A 20,518-nucleotide genomic window follows, 5' to 3' on the forward strand; every position below is an offset into this window, starting at 1 on the left:
TACCGACCGGACGGCGACGACCGCGGGAAGCGTTCAGTCAGTGAACGCGGTTCCGTCGATGTCCGTCACCACCAGGCGGATGCGGGCACCCGCCCACTCCGTCCCGTCAAGCGTCTCCCGCACCTGGGCCTCGGCAGCTGACAACAGGGGAGGCAGCGGCAATCGCAAAGCCACCAGCCGAATCTCCACCGCGTCCGAGGTCAGATCCACCGATCCGCCAGCGGGATCGGTCCGCAGCCAGCTGATCTCCGCGGCTGCGCTCGTCGCCGGTCGGAGGCCGTCGACGGCCGACAGGGCGTCCGCGAGTTTTCCGGCCATCTCACGCGGATCGGTCACTTCCGCCCCATTTCGATGTCCAGAATGGACACTCGGACGGCGTCCACAGAACGGCCGGTCTGCGCGAGGACTTCCCGGAACACCGCCCGTTGCACGGCGCGGCCCACGGCGGCGGCTTGGTCCGCACCCGAGATGACCACATCCACCTCGACCGTCAAACGATCCTCGTGGGTGCGGACCCGGACGCCGTCCGCGGGGGCCGGTTCCAGGCCCTTCCAGCGTTGCCGGGCGGCGCGCGTCCAGGCGGTCGCCAAGCCGCGCAGGCCGGGTTCCAGGCGCACGACTCCGGCGGTTTCGGCGGCCGCGCGGGCGGCAACGCTCGCGATCACCGGGCCGGCGATCACGTATTCGGCGGTCATTCCCCGTCCTCGTACACGTCTTCCACCAGCAAATTCAGGCTGACCAACGAAATACCCACCCGCGAGGTCGCGGCGGCGGACACCAGTTCACGTACGCGGGCCAACGTGTCCGCGCCGCTGGTGTTCCCCAGGCGCGTCGCGAGGGTGACTTCGACCTCGACTTGGGCCGCGCCAGAGTCATCCACCCCGACCTTTCGCACCCGTACGCGGCGGGCGCGGACGTCGCCGGCGGAGTCGGCCGCGTAGCGGAGCACGACCGCGACGGCTTGCTCGCTCACTTCGACGGAGCCTGGTTCGGCGGCGGAAAGATCCAGCATCTGGCCGCGCCGCACCTCGGCGCGGACGGCCGACATGATCCGGCCTACCAGGTCCGGCGGAGTCGGGTCGGGCTCGTCGATCAGCTCCTGCGTCGCCGAGCGCAGGGCCAGCAGGCTTTCCCGCGCGGTACGGCAGTGGACACAGTCCGCCTGGTGGTCGTCGACCTCGTCCAGGTTCTCCCAGACCGTCTCCAGTTCCCGGCCGCACGGCAATTCGTAGTCCTGGTTCACCTCCACGGCTTCATCACCTCCGCCAGCTGCGCACGGGCCCGGGAGATCCGCCCCCGGACCGCGGTGGGGTTCGCGCCGACGATCTCGCTGATCTCGTCGTACGACCGGCCGTGCACCTCACGCAACAGCCAGCACGCGCGCTGCTGCGGCGTGAGCGTCTGAAGCGCCTCGTCAAGCGCGGCGAGCTGACCGCTGACCTGCGCCGCGTGCTCGGGCTGAGTGTCGCGGCGCGGCGATTCGGCCAGGTCGAGGTCGACATCGGCCTGCGGGCGGCGCGCCCGGATCACGTTGAGACAGCGGTTGGTCGTTCCGCGGTACAGCCAGCCGACGAACGCGTTGGGATCGTTCAGCTGCGCCAGCTTCCGCCACGCGCCGAGGAACGCTTCCTGCACTACGTCCTCGGCGTCGCCGCGGTGGTGCAGCATTTTCAGGGCAAGACGGAACATCGGGCCCTGATAACGCAGCACGAGCTGTTCGTACGCGCGCACGTCCCCGTCTCGCGCACGGCTGACGAGAGTGGCGTCGTCAAGCTGCACACTTGTCGTGGTCACGGCATCCCCTTCCGTCAGGGAGACACCGCGAGGCGGGAATTCGTCACGCACGCATTGTGGGTGACTGTGCTCACTCTCGCTCAGTTGAGCCCGAGGTCGTCCTTGTTCAGCAGGTACCGGTATTCGAGCCCGGCCTTCTCGATGGCTTCCCGCGCGCCGGTGTCGCGGTCGACGACCGTCGCGACGCCGACCACGGTGGCCCCGCTTTCGCGCAGCGCCTCGACCGCGGTGAGCACGCTGCCGCCGGTGGTGGAGGTGTCCTCGACGGCCAGCACCCGCTGTCCGCGCACCTCTACGCCCTCGATCCGGCGCTGCATCCCGTGTTCCTTGATGGCCTTGCGGACGACGAACGCGTCGAGCACCACGCCCTCGGCCGCGGCGGAGTGCAGCATCGCCAGCGCTACCGGGTCCGCGCCGAGGGTGAGCCCGCCCGCCGCGACGTAGTCCCAGTCGGCGGTGAGCTGCCGCAGGAGCTTGCCGATGAGCGGGGCGGCCGCGTGCTGCAGCGTCGCCCGCCGGAGGTCGACGTAGTAGTCGGCTTCCTTGCCCGAGGCCAAGGTGACCTTGCCGTGCACGACAGCCAGTTCGCTGACCAGCCTTGCCAGTTCGAGCTTCGCAGTTTGATCCAACCCGGGGTACGCCACGGCCGAGAGTCTTACACACGGCACCGACAACTTCCGCGCGTCACTCCCCGGTCGCGACAGCCGTCACCGGACGCGTCCGCGTCGCCACCCAAGCGGGCACGACCGCGGCGAGCAACGCGAGCACGATCGCGGTCGCGATGATCACCAGGTAGATCGACACCGGACCGTCGGGCAGCACCCGTCCGGTCGCGACGAGACAGAACGGCACGATCGCGCCCGCCGACACCACGGTGCCCAGGAGGATGCCGATCACCGCGATCAGCCCGCCTTCGCCCGCGGCCATCCGCAGCACCTGACCGCGGGTGAACCCGCCGAGCCGCTGCAGGCCGAACTCCCTCCGTCGCCGCGAAGTGGCCATGACCAGGGTGTTCACCACGGAGATCACCGTGTACCCGACGATCATGCCGACCAGCAGGTAGTTCACCCACGCGCCGGTCTCGTCGCTCTTGGCGTTCGCGGCGGCCAGCGTGCTCCGGTCGCCGACCGACACCGGGAGACCGGCGGTCGCGGCGGTCAGGCTGTGCGTCAGCCGGGCCTGGTCGACCCCGGGCTCGGCGCGGACGAGCACCTGCCGGACGAGGCCGGCGGTGGTGTGTCCGGCGAGCAGGTCGGCGGGCAGCAGGAGCTGTTCGGCTCCGGCCCGCTGGTGCACGATCGCGACGATGCGAAGGGTCCGATCGGTCCCGTCGCCGAGACGGAGCGTGACGGAATCGCCGACCGACCGGGACACCTCGGCGGTGTCCGGCAAGGCGATCGTGTCGCCGGTGAGGTCGGCGAGGTTGCCGCGCACGACCGTGGCGGCGTTGGTCGTCGCGTCGGTCAGGCCGAGCGCCGGGTAGCCCTTCTTGGTCTGGTTTTCGTCGAATGGCTCGGTGACGAACGCATGGCTGGTGACGTACGGCGAGGCCGCCGCGACGCCGTCCGCGTGCTTGATGCGGTCGAGTGCTTCCGGGGAAATCCCGGTGGGGCCCGAGACGATCGCGTCGGCCCGGAGGTCTTCGGCGAAGGCCTGCGCGGAAGCGGCGGTGGTCGTGGTCTGGAGGTAGATGTTGGCGGTCGCGATGCCGACGGCGAGCATGATCGGCGTGACGGCGCCGGCCACGCGGGTGGCGGCGTTGCGCGTGTTGGTGATCGCCAGCCAGCCGGTGACGCCGCTGACCAGGCGCATCGGCCCCTGCACCACGATCGCGGTCAGTTTCGTGACGCCCGGGCTGATCATCGCGACGCCGATCGCCCACAGCATCACCGCCGGACCCGCCGTGCTCGCCGCGTTGGGTCCCGTCATCACCGCGAGCGTGACGATGCCCAGCGCGGTCCCGCCGCCGAAGCACAGCAGCGCGACGATCAGCCGCAGCGGAGTCAGCCAGCCGCGCGGCACGGAGGCCTCGGCGAGCGCCGCAGTCGGGCGGATACGGCCGACCCGGAATCCGGCTACCAGCGCGGAAACCCCGACGGCGAGCAGCGTCGCGCCCGCCGCGATGAGCATCGGGATCCAGCCCTGGTGGAACTGCACGACGGGCGAAATGAACCCGCCCGACGTGAACTGGTCGAACAGCCAGCGACCGAACACCGGCCCCAACGCGGCCGCGACACCGGTCGCGAGCACACCGATGACCAGCGCTTCGCCGAGAACCATCCGCCGCAGCTGCCGCGGCGTCGTGCCGATCGCGCGCAGCAGAGCCAATTCCCGCTGCCGCTGGCGCACCGACAGCATGAGCGTGCTCGCGATGACGAACACCGCGACGAGAATGGACAGTCCACCCGCGACACCGGCCAGCGGGATCAGCCGGCCGCCGCTCGCTTGCGCCTCCGGGAATTCGGCGAGACCGCGCTCGTCCCCGGTCAGCACGGACACCCCCGAACCGAGCTGCAATGCGGCCGGATTGTCAGTGACGACACCGAAGTAGTCGACCTTGCCGGGGTGTCCGGAGAGCTGATCGGCCACATCGTCAGCGAAGAAAACCTCGGGACTGGCACTGGTCCGAACGACGTGGTAGCGGCTGATCTTCCCTTGCACCGCAAGGTCAACCGGGCTTCCGGCGGACACGCCACTGGCCGCGGGCAGCACTACTTCGTCGGCACGCGGCGCGGGTCCGGGCAGCCGAGCGGACTCCCACCCGTGCGCGACAAGAGCCTGCTTGCCCAGCCACACTGGGAAATTCACTTCACCGACCACAGTGGACACCCCAGGCGTCGCACGGATCTTCTCCGCCAGCGACCGGTCCAGCCGGACCCGCTCCGGCAGCGCGACCGACTGCGTCTTGGGCTTGTCGGAGTGCTTCCGCAGTTCGAAGTCCTGTTGTCCGGCGACGACAGCCGACGCCCAGGCCAGCCGGTGCGACGGTGCGGCGGACCGGATCCCGGTCTCCATCAGACCGGCGCAGGCGGACACGATCACCGCGCCGAGGAACGCGGCCACGAACGCGGCGATGAACCCGCCGGTCCGGAAACGCAAGGTGCGCAAGGCGAGGCCGAACATCAGAAGCCACCCACCGGCATCCGGTCGGCCCAGGCGCCGAGGTGCGTCATGCGTTCCGCGATCGCCGTCGCGGTCGGCTGGAGCAGTTCGCCGGCGACGCGGCCGTCCGCGAGAAAGACGACGCGGTCCGCGTAGGAGGCCGCGACCGGATCGTGCGTCACCATCACGACGGTCAGGCCGTCGCGCACCGATTCCGCCAGCAGGCCAAGGATTTCGCCGGCAGTGCGGGTGTCGAGCGCACCGGTCGGCTCGTCGGCGAACAGCACCGCGGGACGGCTGACCAGCGCGCGAGCGATCGCCACCCGCTGCTGCTGGCCGCCGGAGAGCTGACCCGGCAGGTGCTTGCGCCGCTCGCTCAGGCCGACGTGCCCGAGCAGGTCGGCGACACGGCGGCGCTCCGCACGACGACCGGCCAGCCGCAGCGGCAGCACGACGTTCTGCTCGACGGTCAGCGCGGGCAGCAGGTTGAACGCCTGGAAGACGAACCCGACCTTGTCCCGGCGCAGCTTCGTCAGCCGCGTTTCGGAGAGCTTGCCCAGTTCCTGGCCGTCCAGCCGGACCGAACCGCTGGTCGGCCGGTCGAGTCCGGCCGCGCAGTGCAGGAACGTGCTCTTGCCCGAGCCCGACGGGCCCATCACCGCGGTGAACCCGCCGCGCGGAAAGGACAGGCTCACCCCGTCCAGTGCCGTGACCCGGCCGTAGTCCTTGCGTACGGATTCGAGCCGCACCGCTTCCCCAGTCGCCATGGGGAAAACGCTAGGGGCCGGCGGGGGAAAACACCCTGGGGCACGCACGCCGGGGCGGGGTAGGGCTGCCCCTACCTCTCAGGTGCGGCGGCGGTTGCCGAACCCGCCGGCGAGCTTGCGCAGCACCGGGCGCGGCAGCAGTCCGCCGATCCCGACCAGGGCTTTGTACTGCAGGCTCGGCACCGAGATCACCTTGCCGCGGCGCAGGTCGGCGAGTGCTTCGTCGACGACCTGGGCCACGTCGAGCCAGAACGCCTTCGGCCCCTCCGGTCGCAAACCGGCGCGCTGGTGGAACTCGGTGTGGGTGAAGCCGGGGCACAGGGCCATCATCCGCACGCCCTTCGGCAGCGACATCGCGATGCCCTCGGTGAACGAGGTCACCCAGTTCTTGCTGGCGGTATAGGTCGAGCCGCGTCCCGAAAAGAAGCCGGCGACGCTGGAGATGTTGATAACCGAGCCGCTTCCGCGTTCGACCATGCCCGGCAGCGCCGCCCGGGTCAGCTGCAGCACGGCGGTCACGTTCACGTCGAGCTGGCGCTGCAGGTCGTCGGCCGGGATCTCCCAGAACTCGCCGCTCAGCCCGAAGCCCGCGTTGTTGACCAGCAGGTCGACCGGCTGTGTTTCGAGCAGCTCGGCGACGCGACGACGGCCGTCCACTTCGGACAGATCGGCGGGGAGCACGGTCACCTCGACGCCGTGCCGCGCGCGCAGCTGGCCAGCCAGCGCGGCCAGCCGCTCCTCGTCCCGGGCGACCAGGACGAGGTCGTGCTTGTCGGCGGCGAGCCGGCGCGCGAATTCCGCGCCGATGCCCGCGGTGGCTCCGGTGATCACAGAACTGGTGGTCATGTGGGTGAAGCTACCCGTTTTTCAGCTGCGTTTGCGCTGGTGGCGCAGTATCGTCCGGCGCATGGGCAAGCACACCAAGCGGACGCCCGGATATCTGCCCCGGATGGCCGCCGGTGCGGCGCCCCTCGCTCTGTTGCTCGCCGGCCCGGCCGCGGCGCTGGCGGACACCCCGCGCGGGGGATTGCCGCTCGACCTGCACCAGCACGGTTCCTCTTCCGATCTCCAGTTCACCCGCGACGAGACGATCGCGACGCGCGACCTGCCGGCGTCCGCCACGTCGAACCTGCACCAGGCGCTCGGCCCGGACACCGCCGGTCAGTCCCAGACCCACGAGCTGCGGCTCGGCGAGGCAGGCCGCGCGCTCGCCGGCGACGACCTCGGCGTGCACCACACGCAGCCGTTCGACGGTGCGCACGTAGCCGGTCTGGACCAGTCGGCGCGGCACGGCGTTCAGCTGCCGCACGGCGTCGACGCGCTCTCCAGCAGCAAGACCGGTGCCGAGACGGGTCTGGCCGGGCGGTTCTCCGGCGACCTGATGAGCGGCACCCGCGTCGAACGCACCGCCGCCGACGCCGTCGACCTCGGCCCGGCGGGCTCGGTGGTCGCGAACTCCGACGAAAGCGTGCTCGGCCAGTTCACCGGCAAGCTCGACGTGACGCGGCTGGAGTCCACGCAGCGGCACAGCGTCTCCGGCGACCTCGGCCCGGTGCACACACTGGCCGCGACGAGCCAGTCGACCGCCGACCGCACGGAGGGGTTCCACGGCGAACTGTCGGCCGCGGACCTCGCGGCGGCGCACGCGAGCACCGCTTCTACCCTGGGTATTCCGGTTACCCGGAGTCAGCACGTGGGCGCCGAGGTGCTGGGCAATCCGGTCATTGACAACGGATGGACAGTTTCCGGGCCGCCGTTCACTTTCTCGCCCGGCTAAATTCACCGACCTGCCGAGTCCGCTTTCGGCAACCGAGTCCGGACCGTTTCCGGATCGTGAAACGGCCCCCGACGCGAGCCGCCGCGAGCTGCCGACCTTCACCCGTTCGTCTTAAGCGAGGTGGGGTTTCCTTTACCCACCGTGGTTATTCGGCGCAGGAATGTGGGCTCGACCAGGTGGGGCCGCCTTCGAGAGAGTCCCCAGCGGGACGCGCGCATCCGCTTGGATAGCCTGCGGGGCGTGGTCGACCTCGAATCCGTTGCCGCCGAAAAGGCGTCGCCGACAGCTATCGGCAAGAGCCCAGCCGCGCGTCGGGCGCGGTTGCTCGCTGCGGTTTTCGGAATCGCCGGCGCGATCCTCGCGATCGCGGTCCCGTTCCTGCCCGTCACGCTTGAGCAAACCACCCTCGACTGGCCGACGGCCCAGGGCACCAGAGCGGTGTCCGCCCCGCTGACCGCACAGGCCCCGATCTCGCTCGACGCGAAGGTCCCGTGCGCGACCGCCCGGGCGCTCGACGCGCGCACCGACGGCAAGGCCGTGCTGTTCAGCACCAACCCGCCGAGCTCCAGCATCGGCACGGTCACCGGGATGGCCCTGCAGGTCGGCGACGGCCAGCTCACGCTCTCCTCACAGGGCCAGCAGCTCGGCTCGGCCCCGGTAGGCGAGGGCGACTGCACGATCACCGTGCACTCCGACGCGAAGCACACGACCGCGTCCGTCGGCGGGACCCGGCTGGCCGACGTCAGCGACGACCACCGGCCGCAGCTCACCGGCTTCTTCTCCGACCTGACGAACCAGGACGACACGCACGGCCTCTCGGTCTCCGCGCAGGTGGACAACCGCTGGGCCAGCACCGCGACCGCCATCAAGCTGGCCGCCATCGTCCTGTCGGTGCTCTGCTTCGCCGGCGCGGTGATCGGGCTGTACCGGCTGGACCGGCTTTCCGGCCGGCGCGCGCCCCGGCTGGCCGCGCGCGGCTGGTGGAAGCTGAAATTCCTGGACATAGCAGTGCTCGGCACGCTCGTCGTCTGGTGGCTGATCGGCGCGATGACCGCCGACGACGGCTACTTCACGACCATGGCGCGCGTCCGCGGCGACGCCGGGTACATCGGCGAGTACTACCGGTGGTTCGCCGCGCCGGACGCGCCGATGGCGTGGTTCGTCGACGTCTACTCGTGGATGGCCAAGGTCAGTTCGCTCACGCCGTGGATGCGGCTGCCGTCGCTGTTGATGGGCGTCGCCTGCTGGATGCTGATCAGCCGCGGCGTGCTTCCCCGGCTCGGCAGGCAGGTGCGGATCAGCAGCGCGGCCGGCTGGGCGGCGGGAGCGGTCTTCCTGGCCTTCTGGCTGCCCTACGACAACGGACTGCGCCCGGAAAACCTGGTCGCCCTGCTGTCGCTGATCTCGATCTGCACCGTCGAACGCGCCGTGGCGACCCGGCGGATGGGCCCGGCGGCGATCGGGCTGACGGTCGCGGCGCTGTGCGTCTCGGTCAACCCGCACGGGCTGATGGCCGTGCTGCCGTTCGTGGTCGGGCTGAAACCGCTGGCGAAGATCGTGCTCCGGCACGCCCGCCAGTTCGGCTGGGTGCCGGTGCTCGCGCCGATCGCCTCCTCCGGACTGGTGATCCTCGCGCTGATCTTCTGCGACCAGACGCTGAGCGGCACGCTCGAATCGGTGCGGCTTCGGTCCTCGCTCGGGCCGACTGGGGCCTGGTACAACGAGCTGGACCGGTACACGATGCTGTTCAGCAACGGCCCGGACGGCTCCATGACGCGCCGGTTCCCGGTGCTGCTGATCTTCCTCTGCCTGGCGACCTGCGCGGTCGTGCTGCTGCGGCGCGGGAACATCCGCGGCGCCGCGCTCGGCCCGAGCCGTCGCCTGCTCGGCATCAGCGCACTGTCCTTCGTGGTCCTCGCGCTCGCTCCGACCAAGCACTCGCACCACTTCGGCATGCTGGTCGCGGTCGGCGGTCCGCTCGCCGCGCTCACCGCGTTGTCGACCAGCACCACCGTGCTGCTGTCGCGCCGCAACCGGTCGGCGTTCTTCGCCGGGCTGATGGTGATCGTCGCGCTGGCCTCGACCGGGCCGAACGCCTGGTGGTACGTCTCGGCGTGGGGCGTGCCGTGGTTCGACCTGCCGCCGCAGCTTTTCGGCATCAAGCTGAGCACGATGGCGCTCGTCGCGGCCGCGGTCGCGCTGGCGATCGCGGCGATCGAGCACATGAAGCACAACGAGCACGAACCGTTCGTACCGCCCGCCCCGGTGGCGAAGTCCGACCTGGAAAACCGCGGCCGGGCGCTGCGGCTCGGGCTCGCGCCGCTGTCGACGGTGTGCGCGATTCTGGTGCTGTTCGAGGTCGGCAGCATCGCGAAGGGCATCCAGAAGCGCTGGGACACCTACAACATGGGTGCCGACAACATCCGGCAGCTGGCCGGGCAAAGCTGCGGGCTGTCCGACTACATCAAGGTCGAACGCGACCCGAAGGCCGGCCTTCTCGAAGCGGCTCCGCAGCAGCCGCAGAACGCCGCGCCGGGCTGGCAGGTGCCCGCCGACGCCGACCGCGGAACCACGCCGAAGGACTGGCTGACCAGCACCCAGAAGGGTTTCGTGACCAACGGCGGCCTGCCGACCGAAAACGCCGACCAATGGAACCCGCCGTACCAGTTCGGCAAGGACGGCGCCCCGATCTGGGGCAGCTACCACAAGTCCGGCGACGGCGCGGGCGACCTGCGCACCCCGTGGTACTCGATCCCGGAGCGGGCGCGCGACGGCTCGGTGCCGATCGTGGTCGCCCTCGCGGGCAAGGCCGACGACCCGAACTCGCTGACCGCCGAATTCGGCAGGAACACCCCCGCCGGGTTCCAGGTGCTCAGCCGCGAGCAGCTCGACGCGAAGAAGAAGGACACCAACTGGCGGGACGCGCGGGTCAGCGTGCCCGCGGGCGCCGACCAGGTGCGGATCGTGGCGAAGGGCCGCGGGCTCGGCAGCGAAGGCTGGTTCGCGTTCAGCGCGCCGCGGGCGCCGAAGATCGCGAAGATGACCGACGTGGTCGGGCAGGACCCGGTGTTCCTGGAGTGGGCCGCCGCCGCGCAGCACCCGTGCCTGCGTCCGTCGTCGATTCACAACGGGATCGCCGAGATGCCGAAGTACCGGATCAGCGCGGGCGACGACCTGCGGACGGTCGGCCGGTACTGGTCCTCGCCGGCCGGCGGCGGGCCGTTCACCTGGATGAACGCGAGTACCCAGATGGAGGCGTTGCCGACGTATCTGGAAGGCGACGTCGACCGGGACTGGGGGACGTTGTACGAGGTGAAGCCCGAGGTCTCGAGCGCGCTTCCGCCCTCGGCGGCGTTGCATCAGAAGTCGGTGACGCACTCCGGGATCTGGTCGCCTGGTCCGCTGGCCAAGCCCGCGAACCCGACCGGCGAGACGTAAACCGGGCGTGCGGTGAAGGGCCCCTTGATTCGCTCAAGGGGCCCTTCGCGCTTTTCAGGGTCGATATCGGGTGAACTGCTCGTTCATGATCAAGAACGCGCCGAGCCCGTGGAAGTCGTTGGTCAGCCGCTTCCGCGCGAAGTAGAACTGCAAGTCCCCGACGTTCGTCCCTTCGCAGATGTCGGTGATATTCGTCAGCCCGTCCGGACCCAGGGACACCTTCTGCAGGACTCCGGCATACCCGCGTTGAGCGACCGAGGCATAGGACGCGGGCAGGTATCCGCGCTCGATCGCGCGGGAAACGGTGAACGCGTACATCGAGGACGCGGACGTCTCCAGCCAGTTCCCGGCGTCGCCGCCGTGGTCGACCACCTGGTACCACCGGCCGGTCCGCGGATCCTGGAACCGGCGGTACCCCTCCGCCAGGAACTTGACGATCCCGACCAGCTCCGGCCGTCGCGGATGGTCGGCGGGCAGCACCTCGAGGATGTCGATCGCCGCCATCCCGAACCAGCCGACCGCGCGGGCCCAGTGGAAGCCGGAGTGCTTGCCGGGCCCGGTCGCCCACGGCTGGGTGCCGCTTTCGTCGTAGGCGTGGTAGATCAGGCCCTTCGCGGGTTCCTTGAGGTGTCCGAAGTAGACGGAAAGGTTCTTGGCGGATTCCTCGTAGCAGTAGCCCGGATCGTTGAAAACCTTGCCGTACAAGGCGAGGAACGGCTGCGCCATGTACACGCCGTCGCCCCACAGCTGGTGCTGACGGCTGACCGCGTGCCACATCCCGCCGTCGCTCGTGCGCGGGTAGGTCTCGAAGCGTTTGCGCAGCTGGTCGGCGGCCTTGCGGTACTTGGCGTCGCCGGTTTCGTTGTACAGCAACGGAAGCATCTGACAGGCGCGCATCAAGTCGAGGCTGCTGAAGCTGTTGGAGATGCCGTCGTCGGTGATGAACCGGTCGTACCAGGCGATGACGTAATCGAGGTATTCGCGTTCCTTCGTGCGCCGGTAGAAGAGGTACTGGCCGTAGAAGTAGAGGCCGAGCGGGTAGCTCCAGCCGCCGATGGACGCCGGGGTGTAGCGCTTCATGGTGGAGTCGATGACGGCACGGGACCAGTCGCGCGCTTCCCGGGCCGACGCGGCCCCGGGCAGCGCGAGCGTGCCGAGCGCCGCCGCGGTGCCGGCCAGAACCGATCTTCTCGAGAGGGACATGCGGGTGTCCTTCCTGCTGTCGGCGGCGGCGGGAAAGGCTGTCGAACGACCTCTACTCGGTCCCGGAGCGGTCCGGCAAGAATCCTGTCCTGGATGTCCGCTCCGATCGCTGGATAGGCGCAGCGGGCCCTCCGGTCAGCGGGAACCCGTCCGCACGGGACACCGAATCCGGGCGATTAGCCGATTTGTCGACGCGACCTGGACGGTTCCGGCCAAACGGGGCGCGCCGACACGGTGCTGCCGTCCCGGTCGGAGCGCCCGGCAGCGATACCCTGACCGGCGTGGGTATCTCGGCGTGGATCTGGTTCGTCATCGCCGCCGTCGCGCTGGTGGCGGGGCTCGGCCTGCTCTTCGCGGACCGGGCCAGGGAAGGCTCGCGCAACCGTGAGCGGCAGCGCTGGGCCCAGTTGCGCGGCTGGCAGTTCGTGGAAGAGGACGAACGGCTGCCCCGGCAGTGGTCGGGGGGCGCGATCGGCTACTTCGGCGCCGACGCGGCGGTGAACGTCGTCGCGGGCTCCACTTTCACCTCCGACGGCCGCCGTCCGGTGTTCATCTTCGACATCGAATCCCAGGGCCAGGTGCCCGCGGTGGTCGTGGCCGTGCGCTGCAACAAGACGCACCGGGTGCCGGTCGAGATGTGGCTGTCGAGCGTGCCGTTCCAGCGCGAGAACATGCCGGAGATGCTCGGCCCGATCGGCCAGCGCTACGCCTTCGCCGACGATTCGGAGGGCGCGCGCCAGGTCATCACCCAGGACCTGGTCGACGCGGCCGACCAGCTGGGCGGCGACGTCGGCGTGGCCTGGCTGGAGAACGAATGGGTCCTGGCCAGCGTCGTGCCGGGCGCGGGACCGTCGCGGCTCGAGCGGCTGCTGCGCGACCTGGGCGAGATCGCCGACATCGTGGACCCGTTCGACGAGGACTACGACTCGAACCGCACCTGGACGCCCTCCGCGGGCACCCCCGTTGGCCCCCCGACGAGCGCTCCGTCGCCAGCGGACACCCAGGCGACCCGCCCGGTCGACACGCGGGCGGTCGAGACGACAGCTCCCTCTCCGGCGGACACCCGCATGACGGAGCGGCAGCCTTCCCCGCCCGCGCCGCGGACTCCGCCGGGCAGCCAGGGCGGGAGCGCGGTTCCACCGGGCCGGCCGGGGGAGCCGGAGCGTGGGGAAAACGCTTAAGGACTTTGAGACAGGAAACCGCCCGGTCGCGTGTTGCGGCCGGGCGGTTTCGTGTTTGAAGCTGGGCTCGGCCTGAGTCCTGCCGTGAAGGTCGGTGAGGCAGTGGCCTGCCTACTGCTCGCGCAACAGCGGCTTGGAGATGCGGCGCAACCCCAGTCCCCAGCTTGTCGTTCTGCTGGTGAGAAACTCGCGCGGCGTGGTTTCTCGCCGTGGACTCGTGGGCCTAAACGCCGTGAAGGGCTCCTTGAGGGAATCTGGTTCCCCCAAGGAGCCCTTCACGGACCGCCGTCAGGCTTTCGACACCTTCAACGTCTCGCCGGTCTCCAGATCCGGCAGGTCCACCCGCACGGTGTCCCCGTCCCGGACCTCGCCGGAGAGCAGTTGCTTCGCCAGCTGGTCCCCGATCGCCGACTGCACCAGCCGGCGCAGCGGGCGCGCGCCGTAGATCGGGTCGAAGCCGTTCAACGCCAGCCATTCCCGGGCGCCGTCGGTCACCTCGAGGTGCAGGCGGCGCCGGGCGAGCCGCTTGGCCAGCCGGGCGACCTGGATGTCCACAATGGACGTCAGCTGCTCGGTGCCGAGCGCGTGGAACACCACGATGTCGTCCAGCCGGTTCAGGAACTCCGGCTTGAACTGCCGCTGCACGACCTCCATCACCGCGTCGCGGCGCTGGCGTTCGTCGAGTGCCGGGTCGGCGATCGCTTGCGAGCCGAGGTTCGACGTCAGGATCAGGATGGTGTTGCGGAAGTCCACCGTCCTGCCCTGGCCGTCGGTCAGCCTGCCGTCGTCGACGACCTGCAGGAGCACGTCGAACACGTCCGGGTGCGCCTTTTCGACCTCGTCCAGCAGCACCACCGTGTACGGGCGGCGCCGGACGGCTTCGGTGAGCTGGCCGCCCTGGTCGTAGCCGACGTAGCCCGGGGGAGCACCGACGAGGCGGGCCACCGAGTGCTTCTCGGAGTACTCGCTCATGTCGATCCGCTGCATCGCGCGCTCGTCGTCGAACAGGAACTCCGCCAGCGCCTTCGCCAGCTCGGTCTTGCCGACGCCGGTCGGGCCGAGGAACAGGAACGAACCCGTCGGCCGGTCCGGGTCGGCGACTCCGGCCCGCGCCCGCCGCACGGCGTCCGCGACGACCTGGATCGCCTGGTCCTGGCCGACGACGCGGCGGGTCAGCTCCTCCTCCATCCGGAGCAGCTTGCCCGTCTCGCCTTCCAGCAGACGCCCGGCCGGGATGCCGGTCCACGCGCTGACCACGTCGGCGACGTCGTCCGCGCCCACCTCTTCCTTCAGCATGACGTTCTGCTTGCTGGCCTCGTTCGCGGCCATCGCGGCCTCGAACTCCTTCTCCAGCGCCGGAATCCGGCCGTACCGCAGCTCAGCGGCCTTGCCGAGGTCGCCGTCGCGTTCGGCGCGTTCCGATTCGCCGCGCAGCTGTTCCAGTTGCACCTTCAGCTCACGGACGGTCTCGATCGAGCCCTTCTCGTTCTGCCACCGTGCGGTCAGCGCGGTCAGTTCCTCCCGCTTCTCGGCCAGCTCGGCACGCAGCGCGGTCAGGCGTTCGAGAGAAGCCGCGTCGTCCTCTTTGGACAGCGCCATCTCCTCGATCTCCATGCGCCGCACGGCCCGTTCGACCTCGTCGATCTCCACCGGACGCGAGTCGATCTCCATGCGGATCTTCGACGCGGCCTCGTCGACCAAGTCGATCGCCTTGTCCGGCAGGAACCGCGCGGTGATGTAGCGGTCCGACAGCGTCGCGGCGGCGACCAGCGCGGCGTCCGTGATCCGGACCCCGTGGTGCACCTCGTACCGCTCCTTCAGCCCGCGCAGGATCGCGATGGTGTCCTCCGGCGACGGCTCGCCGACCAGCACCTGCTGGAAACGGCGCTCCAGCGCCGGGTCCTTCTCGATGTGCTGGCGGTACTCGTCGAGCGTGGTCGCGCCGACCATCCGCAGCTCGCCGCGGGCGAGCATCGGCTTGATCATGTTGCCCGCGTCCATCGCGCCCTCGCCGGTCGCACCGGCGCCGACGATGGTGTGCAGCTCGTCGATGAACGTGATGACCTCGCCCGCGGAGTCGGTGATCTCCTTGAGGACAGCCTTCAACCGCTCCTCGAACTCGCCGCGGAACTTGGCCCCGGCCACCATCGACCCGAGGTCGAGTGCGACGACTCGCTTGCCGCGCAACGATTCCGGCACGTCGCCCGCGACGATCCGCTGGGCGAGGCCTTCGACGATCGCCGTCTTGCCGACGCCCGGTTCGCCGATCAGCACCGGGTTGTTCTTGGTACGCCGGGACAGCACCTGCACGACGCGGCGGATCTCGGTGTCGCGGCCGATGACCGGGTCGAGTTCGCCCGAACGCGCGCGCTCGGTCAGGTCGACGCCGTACTTCTCGAGCGCCTTGAACGTGCTTTCGGGGTCCGCGCTGGTGATCCGGGCCGACCCGCGCACCTTCGCGAACGCCTCGCGCAGCGCGTCCGGCGTGGCGCCGTGCCGCTTGAGCAGGTCCGCGACCTGGGCTCCTTCGGTGGCGAGGCCGACGAGCAGGTGCTCGGTCGACACATACTCGTCACCGAGTTCGGTGGCGAGCTTCTGCGCCTGCGTGAGCGACTTGACCGCGGGCGCGTCGAACTGCGGGGTCGACACGGTCGCGCCGGTCGCCGACGGCAGCGCCTGAATGATCGGTTCGAGCTCCTTGTGCACCGTCTCCGGGTCCGCCCCGACCGCGGTCAGCAGCGGTGCGGTGGTCCCGTCACCCTGCGCCAGCAGGGCGCCCAGCAGATGGGCGGCCGACACGTGCGGGTTGCCGGCCACGGTGGCCGCCTGCGCCGCGGACGAGATCGCCTGCTGGGTCTTCGTGGTCGGGTTGAAAGCGTCCATCCCTCACCTCATGCGTTTGTGGAAAGTCCTGGTGACCGGCCCGACCAAGGCCCGTCGATAGCTATAACGTCAGCAAAGTTGAGTCTGTTCCGCTCAACTCTGAATTGGTGCCACGGCGGCCGCGGGCAGCCTCGGGCCCAGCCTGCCGAGCCCGAGCGTGGCGAGGCAAGCACAACCCCCGACCAGAACCCAGGGTAACCAAGCCGCCACGGAGAACAACGACACGACCGCTGGAGCGAGCACCTGAGCCACAGTGAACGCGTATTGGAACGCGGCGAGGTAACGGCCCTTCGCCTCGGGCGGTGCGGCGGCCTCGGCGAGTGCGCCGGAGCGCGGGCCGAACACCAGGTCACCGGCGGCGAACACGAGCGTGGCGGCCAGCAGGTACGGCACCTGCCAGCTTCGCGGAACCAGCAGTACGCCGACACTCGTCAGGCACCACGCGGCGAACAGCGCGGACCCGGCCCGCATCGCGCTGATCCGGCTGAGGCCCCGGGTGAGCCGGAGCGCGACCGTGCCGCCGGCGCTGGTCAGCACGGTCAGCAGGAACAGGATCGCGCCGGGCAGCCAGGTCGGCGCGTGCAGCCGGTCGAGCACGAACACCGGGGTGCCGATGAGGAAGAAGTCGAGCGACAACCCGAACAGCCCGCTCAGCAGGATCAACGTCAGGTACGGCCGGTTGCGCAGCACGCCGCTTCGCACGCGCGCCGCGGGCGCGAACCGGCGGCCCGGAGGGATGAACGCCGCGACGAGGCCCGCCGCCGCGACGAAAGTCAGCACGTCCACAACCAGCGCGACGCTGTAACCGCCGTCGCCGAACCAGGTGAGCAATGCGGACGACATCAGCCCGCCGAGCCCGAATCCGCCCGCGCGGACCATTCCGACCTCGGCGAACGGCCGATCCTTCGGCACGTCTCCGGCGACTTCGGAGATGAGCGCGAACAGGCAGCTGTAGAACATTTGCTGCCCGGCGCCGAGAAGGACGGCGGCCACCACCACGCCGCCGATGCCGTGCGCGAACAAGTACGCGCTCGTTCCGGCTGCCTGCAACAGTTGCGCCGCAAGAACTCCGGCTCTCGGCCCAGCGCGATCCACCAGCCGCCCGGCCAGCGGCGGCATGAGAAGCCCGGCCGTGGTGCCCACAGTGACCGCTGTGCCCGCTTCGACGAGCGGGACTCCGACCACCCGCGTCACGTAAAGCAGTGCGAGCGGAAGGAAAAGTCCGGAACCGAAGTTGTCGATTCCCATTGCCAGCAACATCGCGACCCTGCTTCGCGTCACATATTCGACGCTACCTCCGGAGAAGGGGGACGAGGCAGGGCCGGGAGGGCGCATCGCCGGACGGCAAATGCCACTCCCAGTAGAAAGCACGTAAGTGTCTGTCGCGGTGAGAACCGGGACAGACACTCACGAGCCCCTTTAGTCGACGCTGAGTGTTCCTTGGTGCCTAACGAACTCTCGCTCGGCGGCTTGGCTCAGCTCGACATCATGCTGTGCCGCAGCACCGTCGCCGACCGTCATTGTTTCCGCGTGAGGTGTGTATCCGTGTGCGGAGACGGTGAGCGTGTACGCGCCCGGTTCGATTCCCGTGAAGCGGTACGCGCCGTCGCCGCCCGCGATGTGCGTTGCGGTGACAGTGCCCAAGCGGTCGGTGAGGATGAGCACCGCGCCTGCGACGGCGGCGTGCCGACCGGCCACGCGTACGCGGCCCGAGATGGTGCCCTGGCTGTCCAACAGCAAGTCGTGCCAACGCGCGTTGCCGTTGAGATGCACGGTCGACACCGCCGGCCGCGTCGAACCAGCTGTCGCGAGAAGGACGTGCTCGCCCACGGTGTTCGCCGACAGTTCGTACGCGCCCGTACGTCCCGTACGCCCGACGTCGACCTGACGCCCCGCCATGTCGGTGAGCGTGAGCACGACACCGGACACTGGGCGACCGGCCGCATCGAGAACCCGGCCGCGCAGCACGCTGGTCATCTCGACTGGAGCTTCGACGACGGAGACTGCCTCGGCCGAAACTGCTGCCGGTGCAGGCGCGTCCGCGTCGAGGGTCCGGCGCAGCGGCACCTCCTTGATGAACAGCACCGCGAGGAAGGTGACCACGGCGATGCAGCCCGCGACGAAGAACACCGTGCCGGTCGCGTCGCCGAAGGCACCGCGCACCACCGGCTGCAGGGCGGGCGGGAGCGACGAGATGGCGAACGTGCCACCGCCGGAAACCGCGCCGCCAGTGTGAATACCCATCTGCGACAGGGAGTTCGCGATGTTGGTAGCCACGCGGGCGGCGAGCACCGCACCGAGCGCGGACACGCCCGCCGCGCCGCCGAGCGACCGGAAGAACGTGACGACCGAGGACGACGAACCGATGTCCTTCATCGCGACTGTGTTCTGGACGACCAGAACCAGGTTCTGCATCAGGAAGCCCAGGCCGAGGCCGACCAGCGCGAGGTAGACGCCCATCAGCGTCAGGTTCGTCGCGTGGTCCACCGTCGAGAGCAGGAACAGCCCGGCCAGGAGCGATACCCCGCCCGCGATCATGAACGGCTTGGTGCGCCCGGTGCGGGAAATGACCTGGCCCGCTCCGGTGGAAGCGACGGCCAGCCCGAGCACCATCGGCAGCGTCATCAGCCCGGCGTGCGTCGGCGAAAAGCCGCGCGCGATTTGGTAGTACTGCCCGAGGAACACCGAACCGCCGAACATCGCGGTGCCGACCGCCAGCGAGGCGAGCACGGACAGCGTGAAGGTGCGGTTGCGGAAGAGCCGCAGCGGAACCACCGGCTCCGCGACCCGCGATTCGACGAGAACCGCCAGCGCCAGCGCGACAATCGCACCGCCGACGTACGCGGCGCTCGACCACGAAACCCACCCGAAGCTGCCGCCGGCGAGCGAAACCCAGATCAGCAGCAGCGCGACGCCGCCGACCAGCAGGGTCGCGCCCAGCCAGTCGATCCGCACCTTGCGCTTGAGGACCGGCAGCTTCAGCGTCCGGCCGAGCACGATGAACGCGACGACGGCCAGCGGCACGCAGACCCAGAAACACCAGCGCCAGCCGAGCGGCGAGTCCACGATCAGCCCGCCGATCAACGGGCCGGAAACGGTCGCGACAGCGAACACCGCGCCGGTGTAGCCGGTGTAGCGGCCCCGGTCGCGCGGCGCGATCATCGCCGCGATCACGACCTGGATCAGCGCCTGCAGCCCGCCGAGCCCGATGCCCTGCAGCGCGCGGAAGGCGATCAGCTCGGGCATCGACTGCGCGATCCCGCCCAGTGCCGAACCGACGGTGAAAACGACGATCGCGATTTGGTACAGCAGTTTCTTGCTGAACAAGTCAGAGAGCTTGCCCCAGATCGGGGTGGTCGCGGTCGACGTCAGCAGCGTCGCGGTGACGACCCAGGTGTACTCGCTCTGCGAACCGTGCAGGTCGGCGAGGATCGTCGGCAGCGCGTTGGACACGATGGTCGACGACAGCAACGCCACCAGCAGGGCCAGCAGCAGGCCGGTGAAGGCCTTGAGGATTTCCCGGTGCGTCATCGACTGCCCGGATGCGGTGGTTTCCACTTTCGCTACTTCACTTTCCCGTCTGCGGGTGCGCCGGCGCAGTACCCGGACGGGCCGAGCGTCGCGCGCAGACCTTCGTTCAATTCGGCGAGTTGCGACGTGAGGCCGGCGATCCGGTCCTCGTCCCAGCCGCCCAGTGCCGTCTCGAAGAACTCGAGGTACTGCTTGCGCCAGAGTTCGAGCCGGGCGAGACCGGTCTCGGACACGCTGATCAGCGACGCGCGCCCGTCCTCGGGGGCGGGGCGGCGCTCGATCAGCCCGGCGGCCTGCAACTGGGCGATCTGCCTGCTGATCACCGACAGGTCGACGAGCCTGCGCTTGGCGACCTCGGACGGGCGCGCCTCGCCGTGTTTGGCGAGGTCGGACAGCAGCATGGCCGAGGCCGGATGCAGCCCTGGCTCGTTCTGCCACGCCTGCATGATCCACAGGTGCTGGAGCTGGGCGGACGCCTTCAGCTCCCGCAGCAGTTCGAGCCGCACATCGTCAGCTGGGCTCATCGTTCCTCCCGGGCCAGTGCCCACTTGCTTGTACTCTACAAGTTTAAGCTCAAAGGTTGCGTAGGACAACTATCTAATTGGTGAGCTGTCCCACGTCCGACCGGCCGGTAACCCGACCGGAGCAACGATGCGGGCAATCCGCCTCAGTGCGGCTACTCTGCGGACCAGACGCCCCGCGATGCCGACGCGGCGAGCACGTCGTGGACAACGAGGAGCAGGAGTGGCGAATTCCCCCGCGCGGCCGCGCGAGCCGAATCCGACAACCTCGGCCGCCCTGCTCTCGTGACCTTCCCCTCCCAACCCCCCGGCCTCCGGTTC

Annotated in this window: 15 protein-coding genes and 1 pseudogene; 3 read left to right on the plus strand and 13 right to left on the minus strand. The window is 69.7% G+C overall.

Features of this window, described 5'->3' with window-relative positions:
- Nucleotides 1–33 precede the first annotated feature (33 nt).
- The 8 genes from H5411_RS08165 to H5411_RS08200 all read right to left on the minus strand — a co-directional run bounded on the left by H5411_RS08165 (nt 34) and on the right by H5411_RS08200 (nt 6,509).
- On the minus strand, nt 34–336 hold the full coding sequence (locus tag H5411_RS08165) for a hypothetical protein (RefSeq protein ID WP_183123438.1): 303 nt from the start codon (nt 334–336) through the stop codon (nt 34–36).
- The gene (locus H5411_RS08170) at nt 333–695 is read right to left on the minus strand and encodes an Asp23/Gls24 family envelope stress response protein (protein ID WP_183123439.1); all 363 of its coding nucleotides are present in this window, start codon (nt 693–695) and stop codon (nt 333–335) included. Before H5411_RS08170 ends, H5411_RS08165 begins: the two co-directional genes overlap by 4 nt.
- Nucleotides 692–1,249: an Asp23/Gls24 family envelope stress response protein gene (locus H5411_RS08175; RefSeq protein ID WP_183123440.1), complete on the minus strand. Its 558-nt coding sequence runs from the start codon at nt 1,247–1,249 to the stop codon at nt 692–694. The genes H5411_RS08170 and H5411_RS08175 overlap by 4 nt, the downstream gene beginning before the upstream one ends.
- Nucleotides 1,240–1,794: an RNA polymerase sigma factor gene (locus H5411_RS08180; RefSeq protein ID WP_101436880.1), complete on the minus strand. Its 555-nt coding sequence runs from the start codon at nt 1,792–1,794 to the stop codon at nt 1,240–1,242. Before H5411_RS08180 ends, H5411_RS08175 begins: the two co-directional genes overlap by 10 nt.
- Nucleotides 1,795–1,874: 80 nt before the next feature.
- Nucleotides 1,875–2,438, minus strand: a complete 564-nt coding sequence (gene pyrE / locus H5411_RS08185) for an orotate phosphoribosyltransferase (RefSeq protein WP_101436879.1) — start codon at nt 2,436–2,438, stop codon at nt 1,875–1,877.
- Between the two features lie 40 nt (nt 2,439–2,478).
- Nucleotides 2,479–4,917, minus strand: a complete 2,439-nt coding sequence (locus H5411_RS08190; protein WP_183123441.1) for an ABC transporter permease — start codon at nt 4,915–4,917, stop codon at nt 2,479–2,481.
- Nucleotides 4,917–5,663 carry an ABC transporter ATP-binding protein gene (locus tag H5411_RS08195; RefSeq protein WP_183123442.1) on the minus strand — a complete coding sequence of 249 codons (747 nt, stop codon included), beginning with the start codon at nt 5,661–5,663 and terminating at the stop codon, nt 4,917–4,919. The genes H5411_RS08190 and H5411_RS08195 overlap by 1 nt, the downstream gene beginning before the upstream one ends.
- A 78-nt stretch (nt 5,664–5,741) precedes the next feature.
- A complete protein-coding gene (locus H5411_RS08200; RefSeq protein WP_183123443.1) occupies nt 5,742–6,509 on the minus strand; it encodes an SDR family NAD(P)-dependent oxidoreductase in 768 nt (255 codons plus the stop codon).
- A gap of 61 nt (nt 6,510–6,570) precedes the next feature.
- Between H5411_RS08200 and H5411_RS08205 the strand changes: the two genes are divergently transcribed.
- Nucleotides 6,571–7,440 (plus strand): hypothetical protein, encoded by an 870-nt coding sequence (locus tag H5411_RS08205; RefSeq protein ID WP_246368850.1) that lies wholly within the window; start codon nt 6,571–6,573, stop codon nt 7,438–7,440.
- Nucleotides 7,441–7,680: 240 nt separating this feature from the next.
- Complete coding sequence (locus H5411_RS08210; RefSeq protein WP_208637377.1) at nt 7,681–10,878, plus strand: arabinosyltransferase domain-containing protein; 3,198 nt, start codon at nt 7,681–7,683, stop codon at nt 10,876–10,878.
- A 54-nt stretch (nt 10,879–10,932) separates the two neighbouring features.
- Here the strand turns inward: H5411_RS08210 and H5411_RS08215 are convergent, their stop codons facing one another.
- Nucleotides 10,933–12,081, minus strand: a complete 1,149-nt coding sequence (locus H5411_RS08215) for a glycoside hydrolase family 88/105 protein (protein ID WP_183123445.1) — start codon at nt 12,079–12,081, stop codon at nt 10,933–10,935.
- A gap of 281 nt (nt 12,082–12,362) precedes the next feature.
- On the opposite strand from H5411_RS08215, the pseudogene H5411_RS08220 reads away from it, so the two are divergent.
- A pseudogene (locus H5411_RS08220) lies at nt 12,363–13,052 on the plus strand (hypothetical protein); the annotation flags it as partial.
- A 498-nt stretch (nt 13,053–13,550) separates the two neighbouring features.
- On the opposite strand, the gene clpB reads toward H5411_RS08220, so the two are convergent.
- From clpB to H5411_RS08240, 4 genes are all read right to left on the minus strand, one after another.
- Nucleotides 13,551–16,145 (minus strand): ATP-dependent chaperone ClpB, encoded by a 2,595-nt coding sequence (gene clpB / locus H5411_RS08225; RefSeq protein WP_183123446.1) that lies wholly within the window; start codon nt 16,143–16,145, stop codon nt 13,551–13,553.
- Nucleotides 16,146–16,238: 93 nt separating this feature from the next.
- Nucleotides 16,239–17,426 carry an MFS transporter gene (locus H5411_RS08230; RefSeq protein ID WP_101436870.1) on the minus strand — a complete coding sequence of 396 codons (1,188 nt, stop codon included), beginning with the start codon at nt 17,424–17,426 and terminating at the stop codon, nt 16,239–16,241.
- A gap of 138 nt (nt 17,427–17,564) precedes the next feature.
- Nucleotides 17,565–19,676, minus strand: coding sequence for an MFS transporter (locus H5411_RS08235; protein WP_183123474.1), 2,112 nt, complete (start codon nt 19,674–19,676; stop codon nt 17,565–17,567).
- A gap of 32 nt (nt 19,677–19,708) precedes the next feature.
- On the minus strand, nt 19,709–20,200 hold the full coding sequence (locus H5411_RS08240; protein ID WP_101436869.1) for a MarR family winged helix-turn-helix transcriptional regulator: 492 nt from the start codon (nt 20,198–20,200) through the stop codon (nt 19,709–19,711).
- Between the last annotated feature and the right edge of the window lie 318 nt (nt 20,201–20,518).

Origin of the sequence: Amycolatopsis echigonensis (assembly GCF_014174495.1) — a bacterium.
GTDB lineage: Bacteria > Actinomycetota > Actinomycetes > Mycobacteriales > Pseudonocardiaceae > Amycolatopsis > Amycolatopsis echigonensis.

Excerpts from the sequence above, each read along its gene's own strand:
- H5411_RS08170 (WP_183123439.1), bottom strand. The coding sequence starts at position 695 with ATGACCGCCGAATACGTGATCGCCGGCCCGGTGATCGCGAGCGTTGCC.
- H5411_RS08190 (WP_183123441.1), bottom strand. The coding sequence starts at position 4,917 with ATGTTCGGCCTCGCCTTGCGCACCTTGCGTTTCCGGACCGGCGGGTTC.
- H5411_RS08195 (WP_183123442.1), bottom strand. The coding sequence starts at position 5,663 with ATGGCGACTGGGGAAGCGGTGCGGCTCGAATCCGTACGCAAGGACTAC.
- H5411_RS08200 (WP_183123443.1), bottom strand. The coding sequence starts at position 6,509 with ATGACCACCAGTTCTGTGATCACCGGAGCCACCGCGGGCATCGGCGCG.
- H5411_RS08205 (WP_246368850.1), top strand. The coding sequence starts at position 6,571 with ATGGGCAAGCACACCAAGCGGACGCCCGGATATCTGCCCCGGATGGCC.
- H5411_RS08215 (WP_183123445.1), bottom strand. The coding sequence starts at position 12,081 with ATGTCCCTCTCGAGAAGATCGGTTCTGGCCGGCACCGCGGCGGCGCTC.
- clpB (WP_183123446.1), bottom strand. The coding sequence starts at position 16,145 with ATGGACGCTTTCAACCCGACCACGAAGACCCAGCAGGCGATCTCGTCC.
- H5411_RS08235 (WP_183123474.1), bottom strand. The coding sequence starts at position 19,676 with ATGACGCACCGGGAAATCCTCAAGGCCTTCACCGGCCTGCTGCTGGCC.
- H5411_RS08240 (WP_101436869.1), bottom strand. The coding sequence starts at position 20,200 with ATGAGCCCAGCTGACGATGTGCGGCTCGAACTGCTGCGGGAGCTGAAG.